General features: G+C 62.9%; 19 protein-coding genes. 15 read left to right on the top strand and 4 right to left on the bottom strand.

The features are described 5' to 3' along the window. From phnH to phnP, 9 genes are read left to right on the top strand one after another with little or no spacing between them, the layout of a single operon-like run. Window positions 1-582 (top strand): phosphonate C-P lyase system protein PhnH, encoded by a 582-nt coding sequence (gene phnH / locus C9411_RS05880; protein WP_107226648.1) that lies wholly within the window; start codon window positions 1-3, stop codon window positions 580-582. Beyond that, complete coding sequence (locus C9411_RS05875) at window positions 582-1667, top strand: carbon-phosphorus lyase complex subunit PhnI (RefSeq protein ID WP_107226647.1); 1086 nt, start codon at window positions 582-584, stop codon at window positions 1665-1667. The genes phnH and C9411_RS05875 overlap by 1 nt, the downstream gene beginning before the upstream one ends. After that, window positions 1660-2520 carry an alpha-D-ribose 1-methylphosphonate 5-phosphate C-P-lyase PhnJ gene (locus C9411_RS05870; RefSeq protein WP_004933420.1) on the top strand — a complete coding sequence of 287 codons (861 nt, stop codon included), beginning with the start codon at window positions 1660-1662 and terminating at the stop codon, window positions 2518-2520. Before C9411_RS05875 ends, C9411_RS05870 begins: the two co-directional genes overlap by 8 nt. Further along, window positions 2520-3308, top strand: a complete 789-nt coding sequence (phnK, locus tag C9411_RS05865; RefSeq protein WP_038879071.1) for a phosphonate C-P lyase system protein PhnK — start codon at window positions 2520-2522, stop codon at window positions 3306-3308. Before C9411_RS05870 ends, phnK begins: the two co-directional genes overlap by 1 nt. Window positions 3309-3324: 16 nt before the next feature. Next, window positions 3325-4029 carry a phosphonate C-P lyase system protein PhnL gene (phnL, locus tag C9411_RS05860; RefSeq protein ID WP_033652772.1) on the top strand — a complete coding sequence of 235 codons (705 nt, stop codon included), beginning with the start codon at window positions 3325-3327 and terminating at the stop codon, window positions 4027-4029. Next, on the top strand, window positions 4029-5165 hold the full coding sequence (gene phnM, locus C9411_RS05855) for an alpha-D-ribose 1-methylphosphonate 5-triphosphate diphosphatase (RefSeq protein WP_102985544.1): 1137 nt from the start codon (window positions 4029-4031) through the stop codon (window positions 5163-5165). The genes phnL and phnM overlap by 1 nt, the downstream gene beginning before the upstream one ends. Further along, window positions 5165-5734, top strand: a complete 570-nt coding sequence (phnN, locus tag C9411_RS05850) for a ribose 1,5-bisphosphokinase (RefSeq protein WP_038879078.1) — start codon at window positions 5165-5167, stop codon at window positions 5732-5734. The genes phnM and phnN overlap by 1 nt, the downstream gene beginning before the upstream one ends. Next, complete coding sequence (locus tag C9411_RS05845) at window positions 5731-6333, top strand: DapH/DapD/GlmU-related protein (protein WP_107226646.1); 603 nt, start codon at window positions 5731-5733, stop codon at window positions 6331-6333. The genes phnN and C9411_RS05845 overlap by 4 nt, the downstream gene beginning before the upstream one ends. A 12-nt stretch (window positions 6334-6345) precedes the next feature. After that, window positions 6346-7128 carry a phosphonate metabolism protein PhnP gene (phnP, locus tag C9411_RS05840; protein WP_107226645.1) on the top strand — a complete coding sequence of 261 codons (783 nt, stop codon included), beginning with the start codon at window positions 6346-6348 and terminating at the stop codon, window positions 7126-7128. Here phnP and C9411_RS05835 read toward each other — a convergent pair. Both C9411_RS05835 and C9411_RS05830 read right to left on the bottom strand, forming a co-directional pair. Next, the gene (locus C9411_RS05835; protein WP_107226644.1) at window positions 7085-7717 is read right to left on the bottom strand and encodes an NAD(P)H-binding protein; all 633 of its coding nucleotides are present in this window, start codon (window positions 7715-7717) and stop codon (window positions 7085-7087) included. The two genes, phnP and C9411_RS05835, sit on opposite strands and share 44 nt — an antisense overlap. A 30-nt stretch (window positions 7718-7747) precedes the next feature. Further along, the gene (locus C9411_RS05830) at window positions 7748-8188 is read right to left on the bottom strand and encodes a YhbP family protein (RefSeq protein WP_033648653.1); all 441 of its coding nucleotides are present in this window, start codon (window positions 8186-8188) and stop codon (window positions 7748-7750) included. Window positions 8189-8621: 433 nt separating this feature from the next. Here C9411_RS05830 and speFL point away from each other — a divergent pair, with 433 nt between their 5' ends. The 4 genes from speFL (at window position 8622) to C9411_RS05810 (ending at window position 12937) form a co-directional block, all read left to right on the top strand. Beyond that, entirely contained in the window at window positions 8622-8726 is a 105-nt protein-coding gene (speFL, locus tag C9411_RS05825; RefSeq protein ID WP_004933443.1) for a leader peptide SpeFL, read from the top strand. Between the two features lie 274 nt (window positions 8727-9000). After that, on the top strand, window positions 9001-11163 hold the full coding sequence (gene speF / locus C9411_RS05820; RefSeq protein WP_048232506.1) for an ornithine decarboxylase SpeF: 2163 nt from the start codon (window positions 9001-9003) through the stop codon (window positions 11161-11163). Window positions 11164-11225: 62 nt separating this feature from the next. Then, entirely contained in the window at window positions 11226-12542 is a 1317-nt protein-coding gene (gene potE / locus C9411_RS05815; protein ID WP_107226795.1) for a putrescine-ornithine antiporter, read from the top strand. A gap of 86 nt (window positions 12543-12628) precedes the next feature. Further along, complete coding sequence (locus C9411_RS05810; RefSeq protein ID WP_146158865.1) at window positions 12629-12937, top strand: GIY-YIG nuclease family protein; 309 nt, start codon at window positions 12629-12631, stop codon at window positions 12935-12937. Here the strand turns inward: C9411_RS05810 and C9411_RS05805 are convergent. Both C9411_RS05805 and C9411_RS05800 read right to left on the bottom strand, forming a co-directional pair. Beyond that, window positions 12924-13427 carry a GNAT family N-acetyltransferase gene (locus C9411_RS05805; RefSeq protein ID WP_107226643.1) on the bottom strand — a complete coding sequence of 168 codons (504 nt, stop codon included), beginning with the start codon at window positions 13425-13427 and terminating at the stop codon, window positions 12924-12926. The genes C9411_RS05810 and C9411_RS05805 overlap by 14 nt on opposite strands. Further along, on the bottom strand, window positions 13421-13948 hold the full coding sequence (locus C9411_RS05800; RefSeq protein WP_170311425.1) for an SCP2 domain-containing protein: 528 nt from the start codon (window positions 13946-13948) through the stop codon (window positions 13421-13423). The genes C9411_RS05805 and C9411_RS05800 overlap by 7 nt, the downstream gene beginning before the upstream one ends. A gap of 253 nt (window positions 13949-14201) precedes the next feature. Between C9411_RS05800 and C9411_RS05795 the strand changes: the two genes are divergently transcribed. Together C9411_RS05795 and C9411_RS05790 are read left to right on the top strand one after the other, a co-directional pair. Further along, window positions 14202-15197, top strand: a complete 996-nt coding sequence (locus C9411_RS05795; protein ID WP_015376422.1) for a peptidase U32 family protein — start codon at window positions 14202-14204, stop codon at window positions 15195-15197. A gap of 11 nt (window positions 15198-15208) precedes the next feature. Further along, window positions 15209-16087, top strand: coding sequence for a U32 family peptidase (locus C9411_RS05790; protein WP_107226642.1), 879 nt, complete (start codon window positions 15209-15211; stop codon window positions 16085-16087). Window positions 16088-16096: the final 9 nt, after the last annotated feature.

Here is a 16096-nt window from a genome sequence, read left to right as displayed (position 1 = left end):
ATGAGTTTATTGACCGGTTTTGAACAACCGATAGACCAATCGCAGCACGCTTTCCGTTTGATTCTTAAAGCCTTGAGCGAACCGGGCCACCGGGTGACGCTGCCGAACAGCCCGGCCTGGGCGCCGCTGAACGCCGCCAGCACCGCCGCGCTGCTGACGCTGGCCGATCAGGAAACGCCGCTGCAGCTGTGCGCGGCGCTCAAAAGTGAGCAAGTGCTAACAAACATTCGTTTTCACAGCGGCGCGCCGCTGGCCGCCACGGCGCAGGAGGTCTGTTTTGCCCTGTTCGATGAGCAGCTGCAGGCCGCCGATCTGCAGGCGTTGCCGCACGGTACGGAAATCTCGCCGGAGTTCGGCGCCACGGTCATCGTGCAGCTCACCGAGCTGGAGAACGGCGCCGCGCTGCGCCTGACCGGCCCCGGCATCGAGAGCCAACGCCTGATCGCGCCACGCCTGCCGCCGGCGCTGCTGGATTACCTGGTCAACCGCCCGCAGCGCTTCCCGCTGGGGCTGGATATTTTGCTGACCTGCGGCGATCGCCTGCTGGCGATCCCGCGGACCACCCGCGTGGAGGTGTGCTGATGTACGTAGCGGTAAAAGGGGGCGAAAAAGCCATTGAGGCGGCCCATCAGCTGCAGGAACAGCTGCGGCGCGGCGACGACGCGCTGCCGGCGATCGGCGCAGAACAAATCGAACAGCAGCTGGGGCTGGCGGTGGATCGGGTGATGACCGAAGGCGGCATCTACGATCGTGAGCTGGCGGCGCTGGCCATCAAACAGGCCAGCGGCGATCTGGTGGAGGCGATCTTCCTGCTGCGCGCCTATCGCACCACCCTGCCGCGCCTGGCGGTCAGTGAGCCGCTGGCCAGCGAAAACATGCGGCTGGAGCGGCGCATCTCGGCGGTTTACAAGGACTTGCCCGGCGGGCAGGTGCTGGGGCCGACCTACGACTACACCCACCGGCTGCTGGACTTCGCGCTGCTGGCGGAAGGCGAGGCGCCGCGTGCGCCGCAGGCCGACGAACCGCTGCCGGACAACTGCAGCCACGTGTTCGATCTGCTGTGTCGCCAACAGCTGGCGCGGGAGGAACAGGACGACGGCAGCACGCCGGACGACATTACCCGCAATCCGCCGGTTTACCCCTGCTCGCGCTCGGCGCGCCTGCAGCAGCTGGTGCGCGGCGACGAAGGTTTTCTGCTGGCGCTCGGTTACGCCACCCAGCGCGGCTACGGCCGCAACCACCCGTTCGCCGGCGAGATCCGCACCGGCCACGTTTCGGTCGAGATCGTGCCTGAAGAGCTCGGTTTCGCCATCGATATCGGCGAAATCCTGCTGACCGAGTGCGAAATGGTCAACGGCTTCGTCGATCCAAAGGACCACCCGCCGCACTTCACCCGCGGTTACGGGCTGGTGTTCGGCCGCGCCGAACGCAAGGCGATGGCGATGGCGCTGGTGGACCGCGCATTGCAAAGCCCCGACTACGGCGAAGGCGTCGCCGGCCCGGCGCAGGACGAAGAGTTCGTGCTGGCCCACGCCGACAACGTCGAGGCCGCCGGGTTCGTCTCCCATCTCAAGCTACCGCACTACGTCGACTTCCAGGCCGAACTGGAACTGCTCAAGCGGCTGCGACAGGAATACAGCGAGCGTCAGGAGGCCCACGATGAGTGAAGTATTGACCGGCTATAACCTCGGCTATCTGGACGAGCAGACCAAGCGCATGATCCGCCGCGCCATCCTCAAGGCGGTGGCGATCCCCGGCTATCAGGTGCCGTTCGGCGGCCGCGAGATGCCGATGCCCTACGGCTGGGGCACCGGCGGCATTCAGCTCACCGCCAGCGTCATCGGCCGCGCCGACGTGCTGAAGGTGATCGACCAGGGCGCCGACGACACCACCAACGCGGTGTCGATCCGCCGCTTCTTCCAGCGTGTCGCCGGGGTGGAAACCACCGAGCGCACGCCGGAGGCCACGCTGATCCAGACCCGTCACCGCATTCCGGAAACCGCACTGCGCGAAGACCAGATCCTGATCTATCAGGTGCCGATCCCGGAGCCGCTGCGCTTTATCGAACCGCGCGAAACCGAGACCCGCAAGATGCACGCGCTGGAGGAGTACGGCGTGATGCAGGTGAAGCTGTATGAAGACATCGCGCGCTACGGCCATATCGCCACCACCTACGCCTACCCGGTGAAGGTCAACGATCGCTACGTGATGGATCCGTCGCCGATCCCGAAATTCGACAACCCGAAAATGCACATGATGCCGGCGCTGCAGCTGTTCGGCGCCGGGCGCGAGAAACGCATCTACGCCCTGCCGCCGTTCACCAAGGTGGAGAGCCTGGACTTCGACGACCATCCGTTTAGCGTGCAGCAGTGGGACGAACCCTGCGCGCTGTGCGGTTCGCGCCACAGCTACCTGGACGAGGTGGTGCTCGACGATCGGGGCAACCGCATGTTCGTCTGTTCGGACACCGACTACTGCCGGCAGCAGCTGGCGCAATCTTCGCAAGAGGCGCAGCACTGATGACTTCCACCCCTTTGAGCACCACTCCGCTGCTGTCGGTGAACCGGCTCACCCACCTGTACGCCCCCGGCAAGGGCTTCAGCGACGTGTCGTTCGATATCTACCCCGGCGAAGTGCTGGGCATCGTCGGCGAATCCGGCTCCGGCAAAACCACGCTGCTGAAATCGATCTCGGCGCGGCTGGCACCGCAGCGCGGGCAGATCCTTTACCGCCCGCAGGCGGGCCAGGAACAGGATCTGTACGCCATGGCGGAGAGCGATCGCCGCCGCCTGCTGCGCACCGACTGGGGCGTGGTGCACCAGCACCCGCTCGACGGGCTGCGGCCGCAGGTCTCCGCCGGCGGCAACATCGGCGAGCGGCTGATGGCCATCGGCCAGCGCCACTATGGCGACATTCGCCGCCAGGCCGGCCAGTGGCTGGAAGACGTCGAAATCCCGCTGTCGCGCCTCGACGATCTGCCGACCACCTTCTCCGGCGGCATGCAGCAGCGGCTGCAGATCGCCCGCAATCTGGTGACCCACCCCAAGCTGGTGTTTATGGATGAGCCGACCGGCGGGCTGGACGTGTCGGTGCAGGCGCGCCTGCTCGATCTGCTGCGCAACCTGGTGGTGGAGATGCAGCTGGCGGCGGTGATCGTCACCCACGATCTCGGCGTGGCGCGGCTGCTGGCCCACCGCCTGCTGGTGATGAAACAGGGCGAAGTGGTGGAGAGCGGCCTGACCGACCGGGTGCTGGACGATCCGCACCATCCCTACACCCAGTTGCTGGTTTCTTCGGTGCTGTCGTAACCCAAGGCGATAACAGATGACTATGCAAATCCGAGTTGAACATCTCAGTAAAACCTTTGTGCTGCATCAGCAGTACGGCACCCGCCTGCCGGTACTGCACGACGCCAACCTGACGGTTCACGGCGGCGAATGCGTGGTGCTGCACGGCCACTCCGGCAGCGGCAAATCCACCCTGCTGCGCTCGCTGTACGCCAACTACCTGCCGGACAGCGGCCATATCTGGATCAACCACCAGGGCGACTGGCTGGACATGGTCAGCGCCGATGCGCGCCAAATTCTGGCGGTGCGCCGCCATACGCTGGGCTGGGTCAGCCAGTTCCTGCGGGTGATCCCGCGCATCAGCGCGCTGGAGGTGGTGATGCAGCCGCTGCTGGAACAGGGCGTCGAGCGCGCCGAGTGCCGCGACCGCGCCGAAGCGCTGCTCGCTGCGCTCAACGTGCCGCAGCGCCTGTGGCCGCTGGCGCCGTCCACCTTCTCCGGCGGCGAGCAGCAGCGGGTGAACATCGCGCGCGGCTTTATCGTCGATTACCCCATTCTGTTGCTGGACGAACCGACCGCCTCGCTCGACAGCCGCAACAGCGCGGCGGTGGTGCAACTTATCGAACGCGCCAAGGCGCGCGGCGCGGCGATCGTTGGCATTTTTCACGATGAAGGCGTCCGCCAACAGGTCGCCGACCGGCTTTATGACATGCAGGCGCCGCAGGCGCTGGAGGCCCTCTGATGATCGTCAATAACGTTAAGCTGGTGCTGGATGACCAGGTGGTGCAAGGCTCGCTGGAGATGCAGGACGGCGTGATCCGCAGCTTCGCCGACGGCCCGAGCCGGCTGCCGCAGGCGCTGGACGGCGACGGCGGCTGGCTGCTGCCGGGGCTGATCGAGCTGCATACCGACAACCTGGACAAGTTCTTTACCCCGCGCCCGAACGTTGACTGGCCGGCCCATTCCGCGATGAGCAGCCACGACGCGCTGATGGTGGCCAACGGCATCACCACGGTATTGGACGCGGTGGCGATCGGCGACGTGCGCGACGGCGGCCACCGGCTGGAAAACCTGCAGAAGATGATCGACGCGGTGATCCACAGCCAGCGCGCCGGGGTGAACCGCGCCGAGCACCGTCTGCACCTGCGCTGCGAGCTGCCGCACGAGAGCACGCTGCCGCTGTTCGAACAGCTGATGGACAAGCCGGGCGTGTCGCTGGTGTCGCTGATGGACCACTCGCCGGGCCAGCGCCAGTTCGCCTCGCGCGAAAAATACCGCGAATACTATCAGGGCAAATACCACCTCAACGACCAGCAGATGAGCGAGTACGAGGAGGAGCAGGTCGCTCTGTCCGCCCGCTGGGCCGCGCCGAACCGCGAGGCGATCGCCGCCCACTGCCGCGCGCGCCGCATCTCGCTGGCCAGCCATGACGACGCCACCGCCGCGCACGTGGCCGAATCCTGCGCGCTGGGCAGCGCCATCGCCGAGTTCCCCACCACCGAGGCGGCCGCCCGCGCCTCGCACCAGCAGGGCCTGCAGGTGCTGATGGGCGCGCCGAACATCGTGCGCGGCGGCTCCCACTCCGGCAACGTGGCGGCGCACCATCTGGCGGCGCTGGGGGTGCTGGATATCCTCTCTTCCGATTATTACCCGGCCAGCCTGCTGGACGCGGCGTTTCGCCTCGCAGCGGACGAACGCAACGCCTACGATCTGCCCCAGGCGGTGCGCATGATCACCCGCAACCCGGCGCGGGCGCTGGATCTGCAGGATCGCGGCACCCTCGCCGAAGGGCTGCGGGCGGATCTGGTGCTGGCGCGGCCGCACGGTGAGCACGTTTACGTGCAGAACGTGTGGCGTCAGGGCAGGCAGGTGTTCTGATGGCGCGGCTCATCTACCTGATGGGGCCTTCCGGCGCAGGCAAGGACAGCCTGCTGGCCGCGCTGCGGGCCGACGCCGACCGCGCGCCGCTGGTGGCGCACCGTTACATCACCCGGCCGGCGGACGCCGGCTGCGAGAATCACATCGCGCTGAGCGAACCGGAATTTCTGCGCCGCCGCGCCAAGGGGCTGTTCGCGCTCGACTGGCAGGCCCACCAGCAGCACTACGCGTTCGGGATCGAAGTGGATCTTTGGCTGCTGCAGGGGATCGACGTGGCGGTCAACGGTTCGCGCGCCCACCTGCCGCAGGCGCAGCAGCGCTATGGCGCGCAGCTGCTGCCGGTGTGCCTGCAGGTCAGCGCCGCTATCCTGCGCCGCCGCCTGCAGGATCGCGGACGAGAAAGCGCCGAACAGATCGAGCAGCGCCTGGCGCGGGCGGCGGAATATCAGCAGAGTCTGCCCGCCGGCTGCCGGGTGCTGCACAACGACGGCCCACTCGACGACACTCTGGCGGCGCTGCTGGCGCTGCTGCCTACCGCCACCCGACAAGCTCAGGACGCGACGCCATGAACGACTTTGCCCAGCCGAAAATCGGCGACAACGTGACCCTTAACCGCACCCGGCTCGGCCAATATGTGCATCTGGCCGACGATGCGATCCTGGAAGAGGTGGAGATGGGGGACTACTCCTACACCGCCGGGCACAACCAGATCTTTTACGCCACTATCGGCAAGTTCGTCTCCATCGCCTCCTATGCGCGCATCAATCCCGGCAACCACCCAACCTACCAGCGCATCGCGCAGCACCACTTCACCTACCGCGCCGCCGAATACGGGCTGGGGGAAGACGACGCGGCGTTCTTCGACTGGCGGCGCGAGCACCACGTCACCGTCGGCCACGACGTGTGGATCGGCCATAACGCCATCCTGATGCCGGGCGTCAGCATCGGCAACGGCGCGGTGATCGGCAGCGCGGCGGTGGTCACCAAGGACGTGGAGCCCTACAGCATCGTCGCCGGCGTGGCGGCCAAGAAGATCGGCATGCGCTTTGACGACGCGCTGATAGAACGCATCGAACGCAGCCAGTGGTGGCACTGGGATCACGCCACGCTGAAGGCGCGGCTGGCGGATTTTCGCGACATCAACCGCTTTGCCCAGAAGTACCTTTAACGGAGGGGAGCGATGCAACTGACCTTTCTCGGCACCGGCGGCGCGCAGCAGGTGCCGGTGTTCGGCTGCGACTGCCTGATCTGCCAACGGGCGCGGCGCGAACCGGCATTTCGGCGGCGAGCGTGCAGCGCCATGCTTAACTATCAGGGGGAAACGACCTTATTGGATGCGGGATTGCCGGCTTTGGAGCGGCGATTTTCGGCGGGGCAAATTCAACGTTTTTTACTGACACATTACCACATGGATCACGTTCAGGGGTTATTTCCTTTGCGTTGGGGGTGCGGAAATTCCATTCCGGTGTATGGCCCGCCGGATGAACAGGGCTGCGACGACCTGTTCAAACACCCCGGCATTCTGGCGTTTCAGCCGCCGCTGGCGCCCTTCGCCACCGTCGAACTGGGCGGCATGCGCATCACCCCGCTGCCGCTGCAACACTCCAAACTGACCCACGGCTATCTGATCCAGGCGGCGGGCGCTGCGCTGGCCTACCTGACCGACACCGTCGGTCTGCCGCCGGCCACCGCCGACTATCTGCAAAACGTGGCGCTGGATCTGCTGGTGCTCGATTGCAGCCTGCCGCCTCAGCCGCAGGCGCCGCGCAACCACAACGATCTGACCCGCGCGCAGGAGACGCAGCAGTTGCTGCAGCCCAAACGCACGCTGCTGACGCACATCAGCCATCATCTCGATCTGTGGCTGCTGGACAACGAACTGCCCGCCGGGCTGGAGCTGGCGTTCGACCACCTCAGCGTCAGCCTCGGTAGCAGTGCAGCCGATCCGACTCCAGCACCCTGACCCCTTCGCCCGGCGTGAACGCCTGCTGCAGCAGCGTTTGCGCCACGTCTTTGGCAGAGACGGCGCGCCATTTGCCGGGCAACAGCCTGAACAGCGGCAGCGTGAGGCGCTCCATCAGGCGCGGCGTAGGGCGATCCCCCACCAGCATGGAAGGCCGCACCAGCGTCAGGCGCGGCCAGTGCTGTTCGCGCAGCGCCTGCTCCATCTCGCCTTTGGTGCGGTTATACAGGAAGGTGGAATCCGCGTTGGCGCCCAGCGCGCTCACCACCAGACAGTGCTGCGCCCCCAAGCGACGGCCGGTCAGCGCGCTCTCCACCACCAGTTGATAATCGACGTAGCGGAAGGCATCGGCGCTGCCCGCCGCCCGGCGGGTGGTGCCCAGGCAGCAGAACACCAGATCGACCGGCTGCTGCAGGCTACTCAGCAGCTCGAACAGCGCATCGCCGACCGGATTGGTCAGCTTGCCGTGCGGCGGCAGCGGTGTGCGCGTCGGCGCCACGATGGCCGTTATCTGCGGATCGCTTTGCAACAACTGCAGCAACTCGCGCCCCACCAGCCCGGTTGCGCCGACTAACAGTGCTCGCGCCATGCAATCTCCCGTTGTAATCAATACGTCGACTTAAAGTATAGACCGCGCCCAATGCAGCTTCTTGCCGAAGCCGAGGGTGTTGTCGGTCATCTTCACCTCGTGCAGATCCAGCCGCCAAACCGAGGCCTTCATCGCCCTGGCGATCGGGAAGCGCTTGCAGTAACGCGCGCGCGCCGCCTCGGCTTCTTCGCCGCTCAGCAGCACCGCCTCGGCGCGGTACTGCACGCCGCGGATCAGCGCGATGCTTTTCGGCTTCGGCGCGATGGTGCCGACCACCCGGCCGTTGTTCAGCATCAGCCCGCCGTGGCGGGTGTGCGGTTCGGTCATCAGCCACAGCGCCATCGCCGCGGCATCGAACACGTAAAAACAGTTGGCGCACCACATGTCGAGACCGTCGCCGGCGCACAGCGTCAACACGTGCTGTTTGCCGATGAAATCCGCAATCTGCTGCCGTTGTTCTGGGGTATTCAAGGTTACTCGCCTCCCTGTTCACTCACTTCATCTTACCCTGCGTTGTTGAGGCGAGTCACAAATAACGATAATCATCAAAAACTAAAAATGAATATAAAAACACAATAAATGCATTTTTATCAATTTAAGCCCAAAGCGGCTTTATAACATAAAAAATACAAGACGGATTTATTTGATCGTTATGCAACCGGTTAATCGAGCGATTTTATTGTTCCCATCCTGATGGTACGTAAATTTAGTGCCCCCGTCCGGAGCCGATTATCAATTCGTTTACATGCCCGCTAGCCCGCCAGAACGCTGTTTATGCAACTCATTGCATAACAGGTGAATAGTTATTTATAAATACCGGCATTTATGTGACTACCATCACGATTTTTAGCCCGCCTTGCGTTAAAATAGCGCCATCTTTTCACTCAGCAAGGTGGATTAGAAAATGGAAAACAATAACCGCAAAATGGCGCATATCAGGCGCACAACCCATATTATGATGATGGCTCATCGCAGCTGCTTTAGCTTCGCATTCTTCAACTACAGATAACCCTCCCCCCTCGCTCTTACGCCGTTAATAAGAGTGTCATTGCGTTTTTATTTATTCTCCGCACGCCGGTGATAATACCTCTTTCTCGCTAACCGAGAAGGACTCGCAATTCATTCTTAATTTCGACCAAGCGCATCCAAGCTAAATAAAACAGCGAACACAGTTAATGCCTTTCGGCATCACTGGGTTTTCGCACACCTTTATTTTCGTGAAGGCGTTAGCGGCAAATGGAATTATTTGCCGGCGGACGGCCTTTGCCTGAAGAATGAGAAAAATGAAAAAATTAAAAATTGCCGCCAACACCCAAACCCTCGGCTGCTTTGAAACTGAACGCGACATCGTCGACGTGCATCACAGCGATTTCAATGACGTCGCCGCCATCGTGCTGTCGGTAGATGATGTCACGCAAGGTATGTTGGCGCGCATCGAAGAACACGGCCTGAACATTCCGCTGTTCGTCGCTGTCTGCTGCGAAGAAGAGCTGGATAACGCCGTATTGCCGGCGCTGCACGGCGTGTTTGAGCTGTGCGGCAAGAATACCCAGTTCTACGGCAAACAGCTGGAGGCCGCCGCCGCCAAATATGAGAGCGAGCTGCTGCCGCCGTTCTTCAACACGCTGACGCAGTATGTGGAAATGGGCAACGCCACCTTCGCCTGCCCCGGCCACCAGGGCGGCGAGTTCTTCCGCAAACACCCGGCGGGCCGCCAGTTCTTTGACTTCTACGGCGAAACGCTTTTCCGCTCCGACATGTGCAACGCCGACGTCAAACTGGGCGATCTGTTGATCCACGAAGGCGCGCCTTGCGCCGCTCAGCAGCACGCCGCCAAGGTGTTCAACGCCGACAAGACCTACTTCGTGCTCAACGGCACCTCGGCCTCGAACAAGGTGGCGACCAACGCCCTGCTGACGCGCGGCGATCTGGTGCTGTTCGACCGCAACAACCATAAATCCAACCACCACGGCGCGTTGATCCAGGCCGGCGCCACGCCGGTTTACCTGGAAACCGCCCGCAACCCGTTCGGCTTTATCGGCGGCATCGACGCGCACTGCTTCGACGAACGCTACCTGCGCCAACAGATCCGCGAAGTGGCGCCGGAACGCGCCAACGAAGCCCGCCCGTTCCGCCTGGCGATCATCCAGCTCGGCACCTACGACGGCACCATCTACAACGCCCGCCAGGTGGTCGACAAGATTGGCCACCTGTGCGATTACATCCTGTTCGACTCCGCCTGGGTGGGCTATGAGCAGTTCATTCCGATGATGAAAGACTGCTCGCCGCTGCTGCTGGAGCTGAACGAGAACGATCCTGGCATCATCGTCACCCAGTCGGTGCACAAACAGCAGGCCGGTTTCTCGCAGACCTCGCAGATCCACAAAAAAGACAAGCATATCAAGGGGCAGAGCCGCTACTGCAACCACAAGCGCTTCAACAACGCCTTTATGCTGCACGCCTCCACCAGCCCGTTCTATCCGCTGTTCGCCGCACTGGACGTCAACGCCAAGATGCACGAGGGCAAAAGCGGCCAGCGCCTGTGGCAGGAGTGCGTGCGCGTGGGGATCGAAGCGCGCAAAATGCTGCTGGACACCTGCACGATGATCAAACCGTTCGTGCCGGACCAGATCGACGGCAAACCGTGGCAGGCCTATGACACCGCGGCGATGGCCAACGATCTGCGCTTCTTCAACTTCGTGCCCGGCGAGAAATGGCACGCCTTTGAGGGCTATGCCGAATCGCAGTACTTCGTCGATCCGTGCAAACTGCTGCTCACCACGCCGGGCATCGATACCGCCACCGGCAGCTACAGCGAGTTCGGCATCCCGGCGACCATTCTGGCCAACTACCTGCGTGAAAACGGCATCGTGCCGGAAAAATGCGATCTCAACTCGATCCTGTTCCTGCTGACGCCGGCGGAAGACATCGCCAAGATGCAGCATCTGGTGGCCCTGATCGCCCGCTTCGAGAAGCACATCGAGCAGAACTCCCTGCTCAGCGAGGTGCTGCCTGCGGTCTATAAAAACCACCAGCAGCGCTACAAAAACTACACCATCCGCCAGCTGTGCCAGGAAATGCACGACCTTTACGTCAGCTACGACGTTAAAGAGCTGCAAAAAGAGATGTTCCGCAAAAGTTATTTCCCGCGCGTGGTGATGAATCCGCAGGACGCCAATACCGAGTTCGTGCGCGGCAATGTGGAATTGGTCTCGCTGGCCAAGGCCGAGGGCCGCATCGCCGCCGAAGGCGCCCTGCCTTACCCGCCTGGCGTGCTGTGCGTCGTGCCCGGTGAAATTTGGGGTGGCGCCGCGCAGCGTTATTTCCTGGCATTGGAAGAAGGCATCAACTTATTGCCGGGATTCGCACCGGAATTGCAGGGCGTTTATATCCAACAGGATGAGGACGGCTGGAACCGCGCTTACGGCTACGTCATGAAAAATTAATCACCTTACGGGGCGGCGATTATTCTCGCCGCCCGGATCGCATCCTAAAAGAGAAAATGATCATGAGTAAGTCCAATAATAAAATGGGGGTCGTGCAATTAACGATCCTGACCGCCGTGAATATGATGGGTTCCGGCATAATTATGCTGCCGACCAAGCTGGCCGAAGTGGGCACGATTTCGATCGTTTCCTGGCTGGTGACCGCCGTCGGCTCGATGGCGCTGGCCTACGCGTTCGCCAAATGCGGCATGTTCAGCCGTAAATCCGGCGGCATGGGCGGCTACGCCGAATACGCCTTCGGCAAATCAGGCAACTTCATGGCGAACTACACCTACGGCGTTTCGCTGCTGATCGCCAACATCGCCATCGCCATTTCCGCCGTCGGCTACGGCACCGAGCTGTTTGGCGCTACGCTTAGCCCGCTTGGGATCTGTATCGCCACCATCGGCGTGCTGTGGCTGGCGACCGTCGCCAACTTCGGCGGTGCGCGCATCACCGGCAAAATCAGCGGCATCACCGTCTGGGGCGTGATCATTCCGGTGGTGGGCATCTCGGTCATCGGCTGGTACTGGTTCAGCGGCAGCGCCTACGTCGCCGCCTGGAACCCACATCAGGTGCCGACCTTCGAAGCCATCGGCTCCTCCATCTCAATGACCCTGTGGGCGTTTCTGGGGCTGGAATCCGCGTGCGCCAACACCGACGTGGTGGAAAATCCGGAGCGCAACGTGCCGATCGCCGTACTGGGCGGCACCCTCAGCGCGGCGGTGATCTATATCATTTCGACCAACGTGATCGCCGGCATCGTGCCGAACATGGATCTGGCCAACTCCACCGCCCCGTTCGGGCTGGCGTTCTCCCACATGTTCAACCCGACGGTCGGCAAGATCATCATGGCGTTGATGGTCATGTCCTGCGTCGGCTCGCTGCTCGGCTGGCAGTTCACCATCGCTCAGGTGTTCAAATCCTCCGCCGACAGCGGCTTCTTCCCGAAAATCTTCTCCAAGCTGAGCAAGGCCGACGCGCCGGTTAAAGGCATGCTGACCATCGTCGTCATCCAGAGCGGCCTGTCGCTGATGACCATCAGCCCGTCGCTGAACAAGCAGTTCAACGTGCTGGTGAACCTGGCGGTGGTGACCAACATCATCCCTTATATCCTGTCGATGGCGGCGCTGGTCATTATTCAAAAAGTGGCGAAAGTGCCGGACAACAAGGCGCGCATCGCCAATATCATCGCCGGCATCGGCGCGCTGTACAGCTTCTACGCGCTCTACAGCTCCGGTGAGGAAGCGATGATGTGGGGCGCCATCGCCACCTTCCTCGGCTGGACGCTGTACGGCATCGTCTCGCCGCGATTTGAGCTGGCGGGAAAAAAGGGGTAAAGCGGTAGGGCACCGGCGGCCGGGGATGGGATTGTGATGGCGAACATGCCATCATACGCCGACCCTGGCCACCAAAACGGCGTACGATGACCGACAACTCCCCCACTCCCTGGCACCTCTACATGCTGCGTTTACCGAGTGGCATGCTGTATACCGGCATCACCACCGACGTGGCGCGCCGCCTGGCGCAGCATCAGGCCGGCAAAGGCGCCAAGGCGCTGCGCGGCAAAGGGGAATTAACGCTGGCGTTTCACTGCCAGGTGGGGGATCGCTCAACGGCGCTGAAGCTGGAATACCGCGTCAAACAGCTGAGCAAAATACAAAAAGAGCGGCTGGTGAATCACCCGCCGCTGTCGTTGGAGTATCTATTACCCGTCGTCGTTAAAAGCGATTAAACGGCGCCGAAAAAGCCACTTCGCCGCTGACGCCATTCAGGGCATCTTCCGCCAGCGGATACACCTGGAACGAGTTTTCCGTCTCCGGCCAGCGGCAGTGCAGGCCATAGGCGGCGGCCGGTTTAAAGCCGAAGCGGCCGTAGTAGGCCGGCTCGCCCAGCACCACCACCGCGGCGTAGCTGAATTCGTTCAGCGAATCCAAGCCTTCATACACCAGCTTTTCAGCCAGCCCCTGGCGGCGCAGGCTTTCGTCTACCGCCAGCGGCGCCAGCGCCACCCATTGGCGGTCTTCGCCGGCCACGTCCACCGGGCTGAACGCGGCATAACCCACTACCCCGCCTTCGTCGTCAGTGGCGACCACGCCCAGCGTCAGCAGGCCGTCTTCCCGCAGCTGCTGCACCAGATCGGCTTCGTCGTCGCGGCCAAAGGCGCGGCGCAGCAAGGCGTCGATGCCCGCCGCGTCTACCGGGATCTCTACGCGGATCAGCATGATACCGCCACACGGGAAGCCGACGCCGTGCCCTCCTGCAACCCTGCTTCGACAAAATCAGCCAACTGCAACAGCCCCATGCGCAGCGGCGCGGGCATGCTTTCCAGCTCGATGGCGTCCATCAAATTTTTCACATACAGGCCCAATTCGGTATCCCCTTCAATCTGCAGCCGACGCTGAAAGAACAGCGTATCCGGATCTTGCTTGCGCGCCGCGATCAGGATCAGATCGTTGGCGTCACCGCTGAAGCTGACGTCCGCTTCGGCGTGCTGGCTGACCACCAGTTTGTCGTTTTCTACCGTCATAAACCATTGTAGCGCCAGATCGCGAACTTCGATCTTCAGCCAGCGCGATTCGAGAAATTCCAGATCCCCATCCGCCAACGCCTGGCGGAACTGCCAGCTCAGCACCTGTTGCAGCAGCTGACGCTGCAGGGCGAACGGCGTGAATTTCAGCGGGATGCGCAGCAGCGACGGCCCCTGGCGCACAAGGCGTGCTCGTAGTTGTTCCAACACGGTCATCCACTCCTTTCAATACGGACTACCGCTATTTTGCCACACTGGCGCGCGGCTTCAGCGGTCTATATCAACAAATAGTGCATTTCACCGCCATGTTTATCAATACGCCATAAGCTGCCTCAAATCAAAACCTGTGTGCGCCCCTTTGCCTAAAATGGCCTCCCCGATTCGCGTTTGCCGGCGGAACACCGCCGTCGGCAACCTTTAAAAGACAGCGTGCGCCCGGCCGGGCGCACGGCTAAGCCAGGATAAATCTATGGAGCTGCTTTGTCCCGCCGGCAACCTGCCGGCCCTGAAGGCCGCGGTGGATAACGGCGCCGACGCCGTTTACATCGGCCTGAAAGACGATACCAACGCGCGCCACTTCGCCGGCCTCAACTTCACCGAGAAAAAGCTGCAGGAAGCGGTCGATTACGTACACCGCCACGGCCGCAAGCTGCATATCGCCATCAACACCTTCGCCCATCCCGACGGCTACGCCCGCTGGCAGCGCGCGGTGGATATGGCGGCCCAACTGGGCGCCGACGCGCTGATTCTGGCGGATCTGGCGATGCTGGAATACGCCGCCCAGCGCTACCCGCAGCTGGAGCGCCACGTTTCGGTGCAGGCCTCCGCCACCAACGAGGAAGCGATCCGCTTCTACCAACGCAACTTCGAGGTGGGCCGGGTGGTGCTGCCACGCGTGCTGTCGATGCATCAGGTGAAACAGCTGGCGCGCACCAGCCCGGTGCCGCTGGAAGTGTTCGCCTTCGGCAGCCTGTGCATCATGGCTGAGGGGCGCTGCTATCTCTCTTCCTACCTGACCGGCGAGTCGCCGAACACCGTCGGCGCCTGTTCGCCGGCGCGCTTCGTGCGCTGGCAGCAAACCCCGCAGGGCATGGAGTCGCGCCTGAACGACGTGCTAATCGACCGCTATCAGGATCATGAAAACGCCGGTTACCCGACGCTGTGCAAGGGCCGCTATCTGGTGGATGACGTGCGCTACCACGCGCTGGAAGAGCCCACCAGCCTCAATACGCTGGAGCTGCTGCCGGAGCTGCTGGCCGCCAACATCGCCTCGGTGAAGATCGAAGGCCGCCAGCGCAGCCCGGCTTACGTCAGCCAGGTGGCACGCGTCTGGCGCCAGGCGATCGACCGTTGCCAGGCCGATCCGGCCGCCTACCGCGCCGACGCCGCCTGGATGGAGACGCTGGGCGCGATGTCCGAGGGCACCCAAACCACGCTGGGCGCCTATCACCGCAAATGGCAGTAGCCGGAGGAAACATGAAATACGCACTGGGGCCGGTACTCTACTACTGGCCGAAAAACGACATCGCGGCGTTCTATCAACAGGCGGCGGAGAGCAGCGCCGACATCATTTACCTCGGCGAGAGCGTCTGCACCAAGCGGCGCGAGATGAAGGTCGGCGATTGGCTGGCGCTGGCGCGCGAGATCGCCCGCAGCGGCAAGCAGGTGGTGATCTCCACGCTGGCGCTGCTGCAGGCGCCGTCCGAACTGAATGAGCTGAAACGCTATGTGGAGAACGGCGAGTTCCTGCTGGAAGCCAACGATCTGGGCGCGGTGAACATGGCGGCGGAACGCGGCTTGCCGTTCGTCGCCGGCCATGCGCTGAACTGCTACAACGCCTATACCCTGCGCCTGCTGCGCCGCCAGGGCATGATGCGCTGGTGCATGCCGGTCGAACTGTCGCGCGACTGGCTGGCCAACCTGCTGGCGCAGTGCGACGAGCTGGGCTTCCGCCACGATTTCGAGGTGGAGGTGTTGAGCTACGGCCATCTGCCGCTGGCCTACTCGGCGCGCTGCTTCACCGCGCGTTCGGAGAACCGCGGCAAGGACGAGTGCGAAACCTGCTGCATCAAGTATCCGCAGGGCCGCATGATGCGCTCACAGGAGCAACAGCAGGTGTTCGTGCTCAACGGCATTCAGACCATGAGCGGCTACTGCTACAACCTCGGCAACGAGCTGCCGAGCATGCAAGGACTGGTAGACATCGTGCGGCTGTCGCCGCAGGGCGCCGAGACGCTGGCGCAAATCGATGCCTTCCGCGCCAACGAACGCGGCGAGCAACCGCTGGCCTTGACCGACCACGCCGACTGCAACGGCTACTGGCGCCGGGTGGCGGGGTTGGAGTTGGTGGGGTGATCCTCGCTC

The organism is Serratia sp. Nf2, from assembly GCF_003028435.1.
In the GTDB taxonomy this organism is placed as follows: Bacteria; Pseudomonadota; Gammaproteobacteria; order Enterobacterales; family Enterobacteriaceae; genus Serratia; species Serratia marcescens_L.
Note: the sequence above shows the minus strand (reverse complement) of the source record. Positions and strands in the feature narration are given on the sequence as shown.

Excerpts from the sequence above, each read along its gene's own strand:
- phnH (WP_107226648.1), top strand. The coding sequence starts at position 1 with ATGAGTTTATTGACCGGTTTTGAACAACCGATAGACCAATCGCAGCAC.
- phnK (WP_038879071.1), top strand. The coding sequence starts at position 2,520 with ATGACTTCCACCCCTTTGAGCACCACTCCGCTGCTGTCGGTGAACCGG.
- speFL (WP_004933443.1), top strand. The coding sequence starts at position 8,622 with ATGGAAAACAATAACCGCAAAATGGCGCATATCAGGCGCACAACCCAT.
- C9411_RS05795 (WP_015376422.1), top strand. The coding sequence starts at position 14,202 with ATGGAGCTGCTTTGTCCCGCCGGCAACCTGCCGGCCCTGAAGGCCGCG.
- C9411_RS05810 (WP_146158865.1), top strand. The coding sequence starts at position 12,629 with ATGACCGACAACTCCCCCACTCCCTGGCACCTCTACATGCTGCGTTTA.
- C9411_RS05835 (WP_107226644.1), bottom strand. The coding sequence starts at position 7,717 with ATGGCGCGAGCACTGTTAGTCGGCGCAACCGGGCTGGTGGGGCGCGAG.
- C9411_RS05800 (WP_170311425.1), bottom strand. The coding sequence starts at position 13,948 with ATGACCGTGTTGGAACAACTACGAGCACGCCTTGTGCGCCAGGGGCCG.
- speF (WP_048232506.1), top strand. The coding sequence starts at position 9,001 with ATGAAAAAATTAAAAATTGCCGCCAACACCCAAACCCTCGGCTGCTTT.
- C9411_RS05870 (WP_004933420.1), top strand. The coding sequence starts at position 1,660 with ATGAGTGAAGTATTGACCGGCTATAACCTCGGCTATCTGGACGAGCAG.
- C9411_RS05875 (WP_107226647.1), top strand. The coding sequence starts at position 582 with ATGTACGTAGCGGTAAAAGGGGGCGAAAAAGCCATTGAGGCGGCCCAT.
- phnM (WP_102985544.1), top strand. The coding sequence starts at position 4,029 with ATGATCGTCAATAACGTTAAGCTGGTGCTGGATGACCAGGTGGTGCAA.
- potE (WP_107226795.1), top strand. The coding sequence starts at position 11,226 with ATGAGTAAGTCCAATAATAAAATGGGGGTCGTGCAATTAACGATCCTG.
- C9411_RS05790 (WP_107226642.1), top strand. The coding sequence starts at position 15,209 with ATGAAATACGCACTGGGGCCGGTACTCTACTACTGGCCGAAAAACGAC.
- C9411_RS05805 (WP_107226643.1), bottom strand. The coding sequence starts at position 13,427 with ATGCTGATCCGCGTAGAGATCCCGGTAGACGCGGCGGGCATCGACGCC.
- phnN (WP_038879078.1), top strand. The coding sequence starts at position 5,165 with ATGGCGCGGCTCATCTACCTGATGGGGCCTTCCGGCGCAGGCAAGGAC.
- phnP (WP_107226645.1), top strand. The coding sequence starts at position 6,346 with ATGCAACTGACCTTTCTCGGCACCGGCGGCGCGCAGCAGGTGCCGGTG.
- C9411_RS05845 (WP_107226646.1), top strand. The coding sequence starts at position 5,731 with ATGAACGACTTTGCCCAGCCGAAAATCGGCGACAACGTGACCCTTAAC.
- phnL (WP_033652772.1), top strand. The coding sequence starts at position 3,325 with ATGACTATGCAAATCCGAGTTGAACATCTCAGTAAAACCTTTGTGCTG.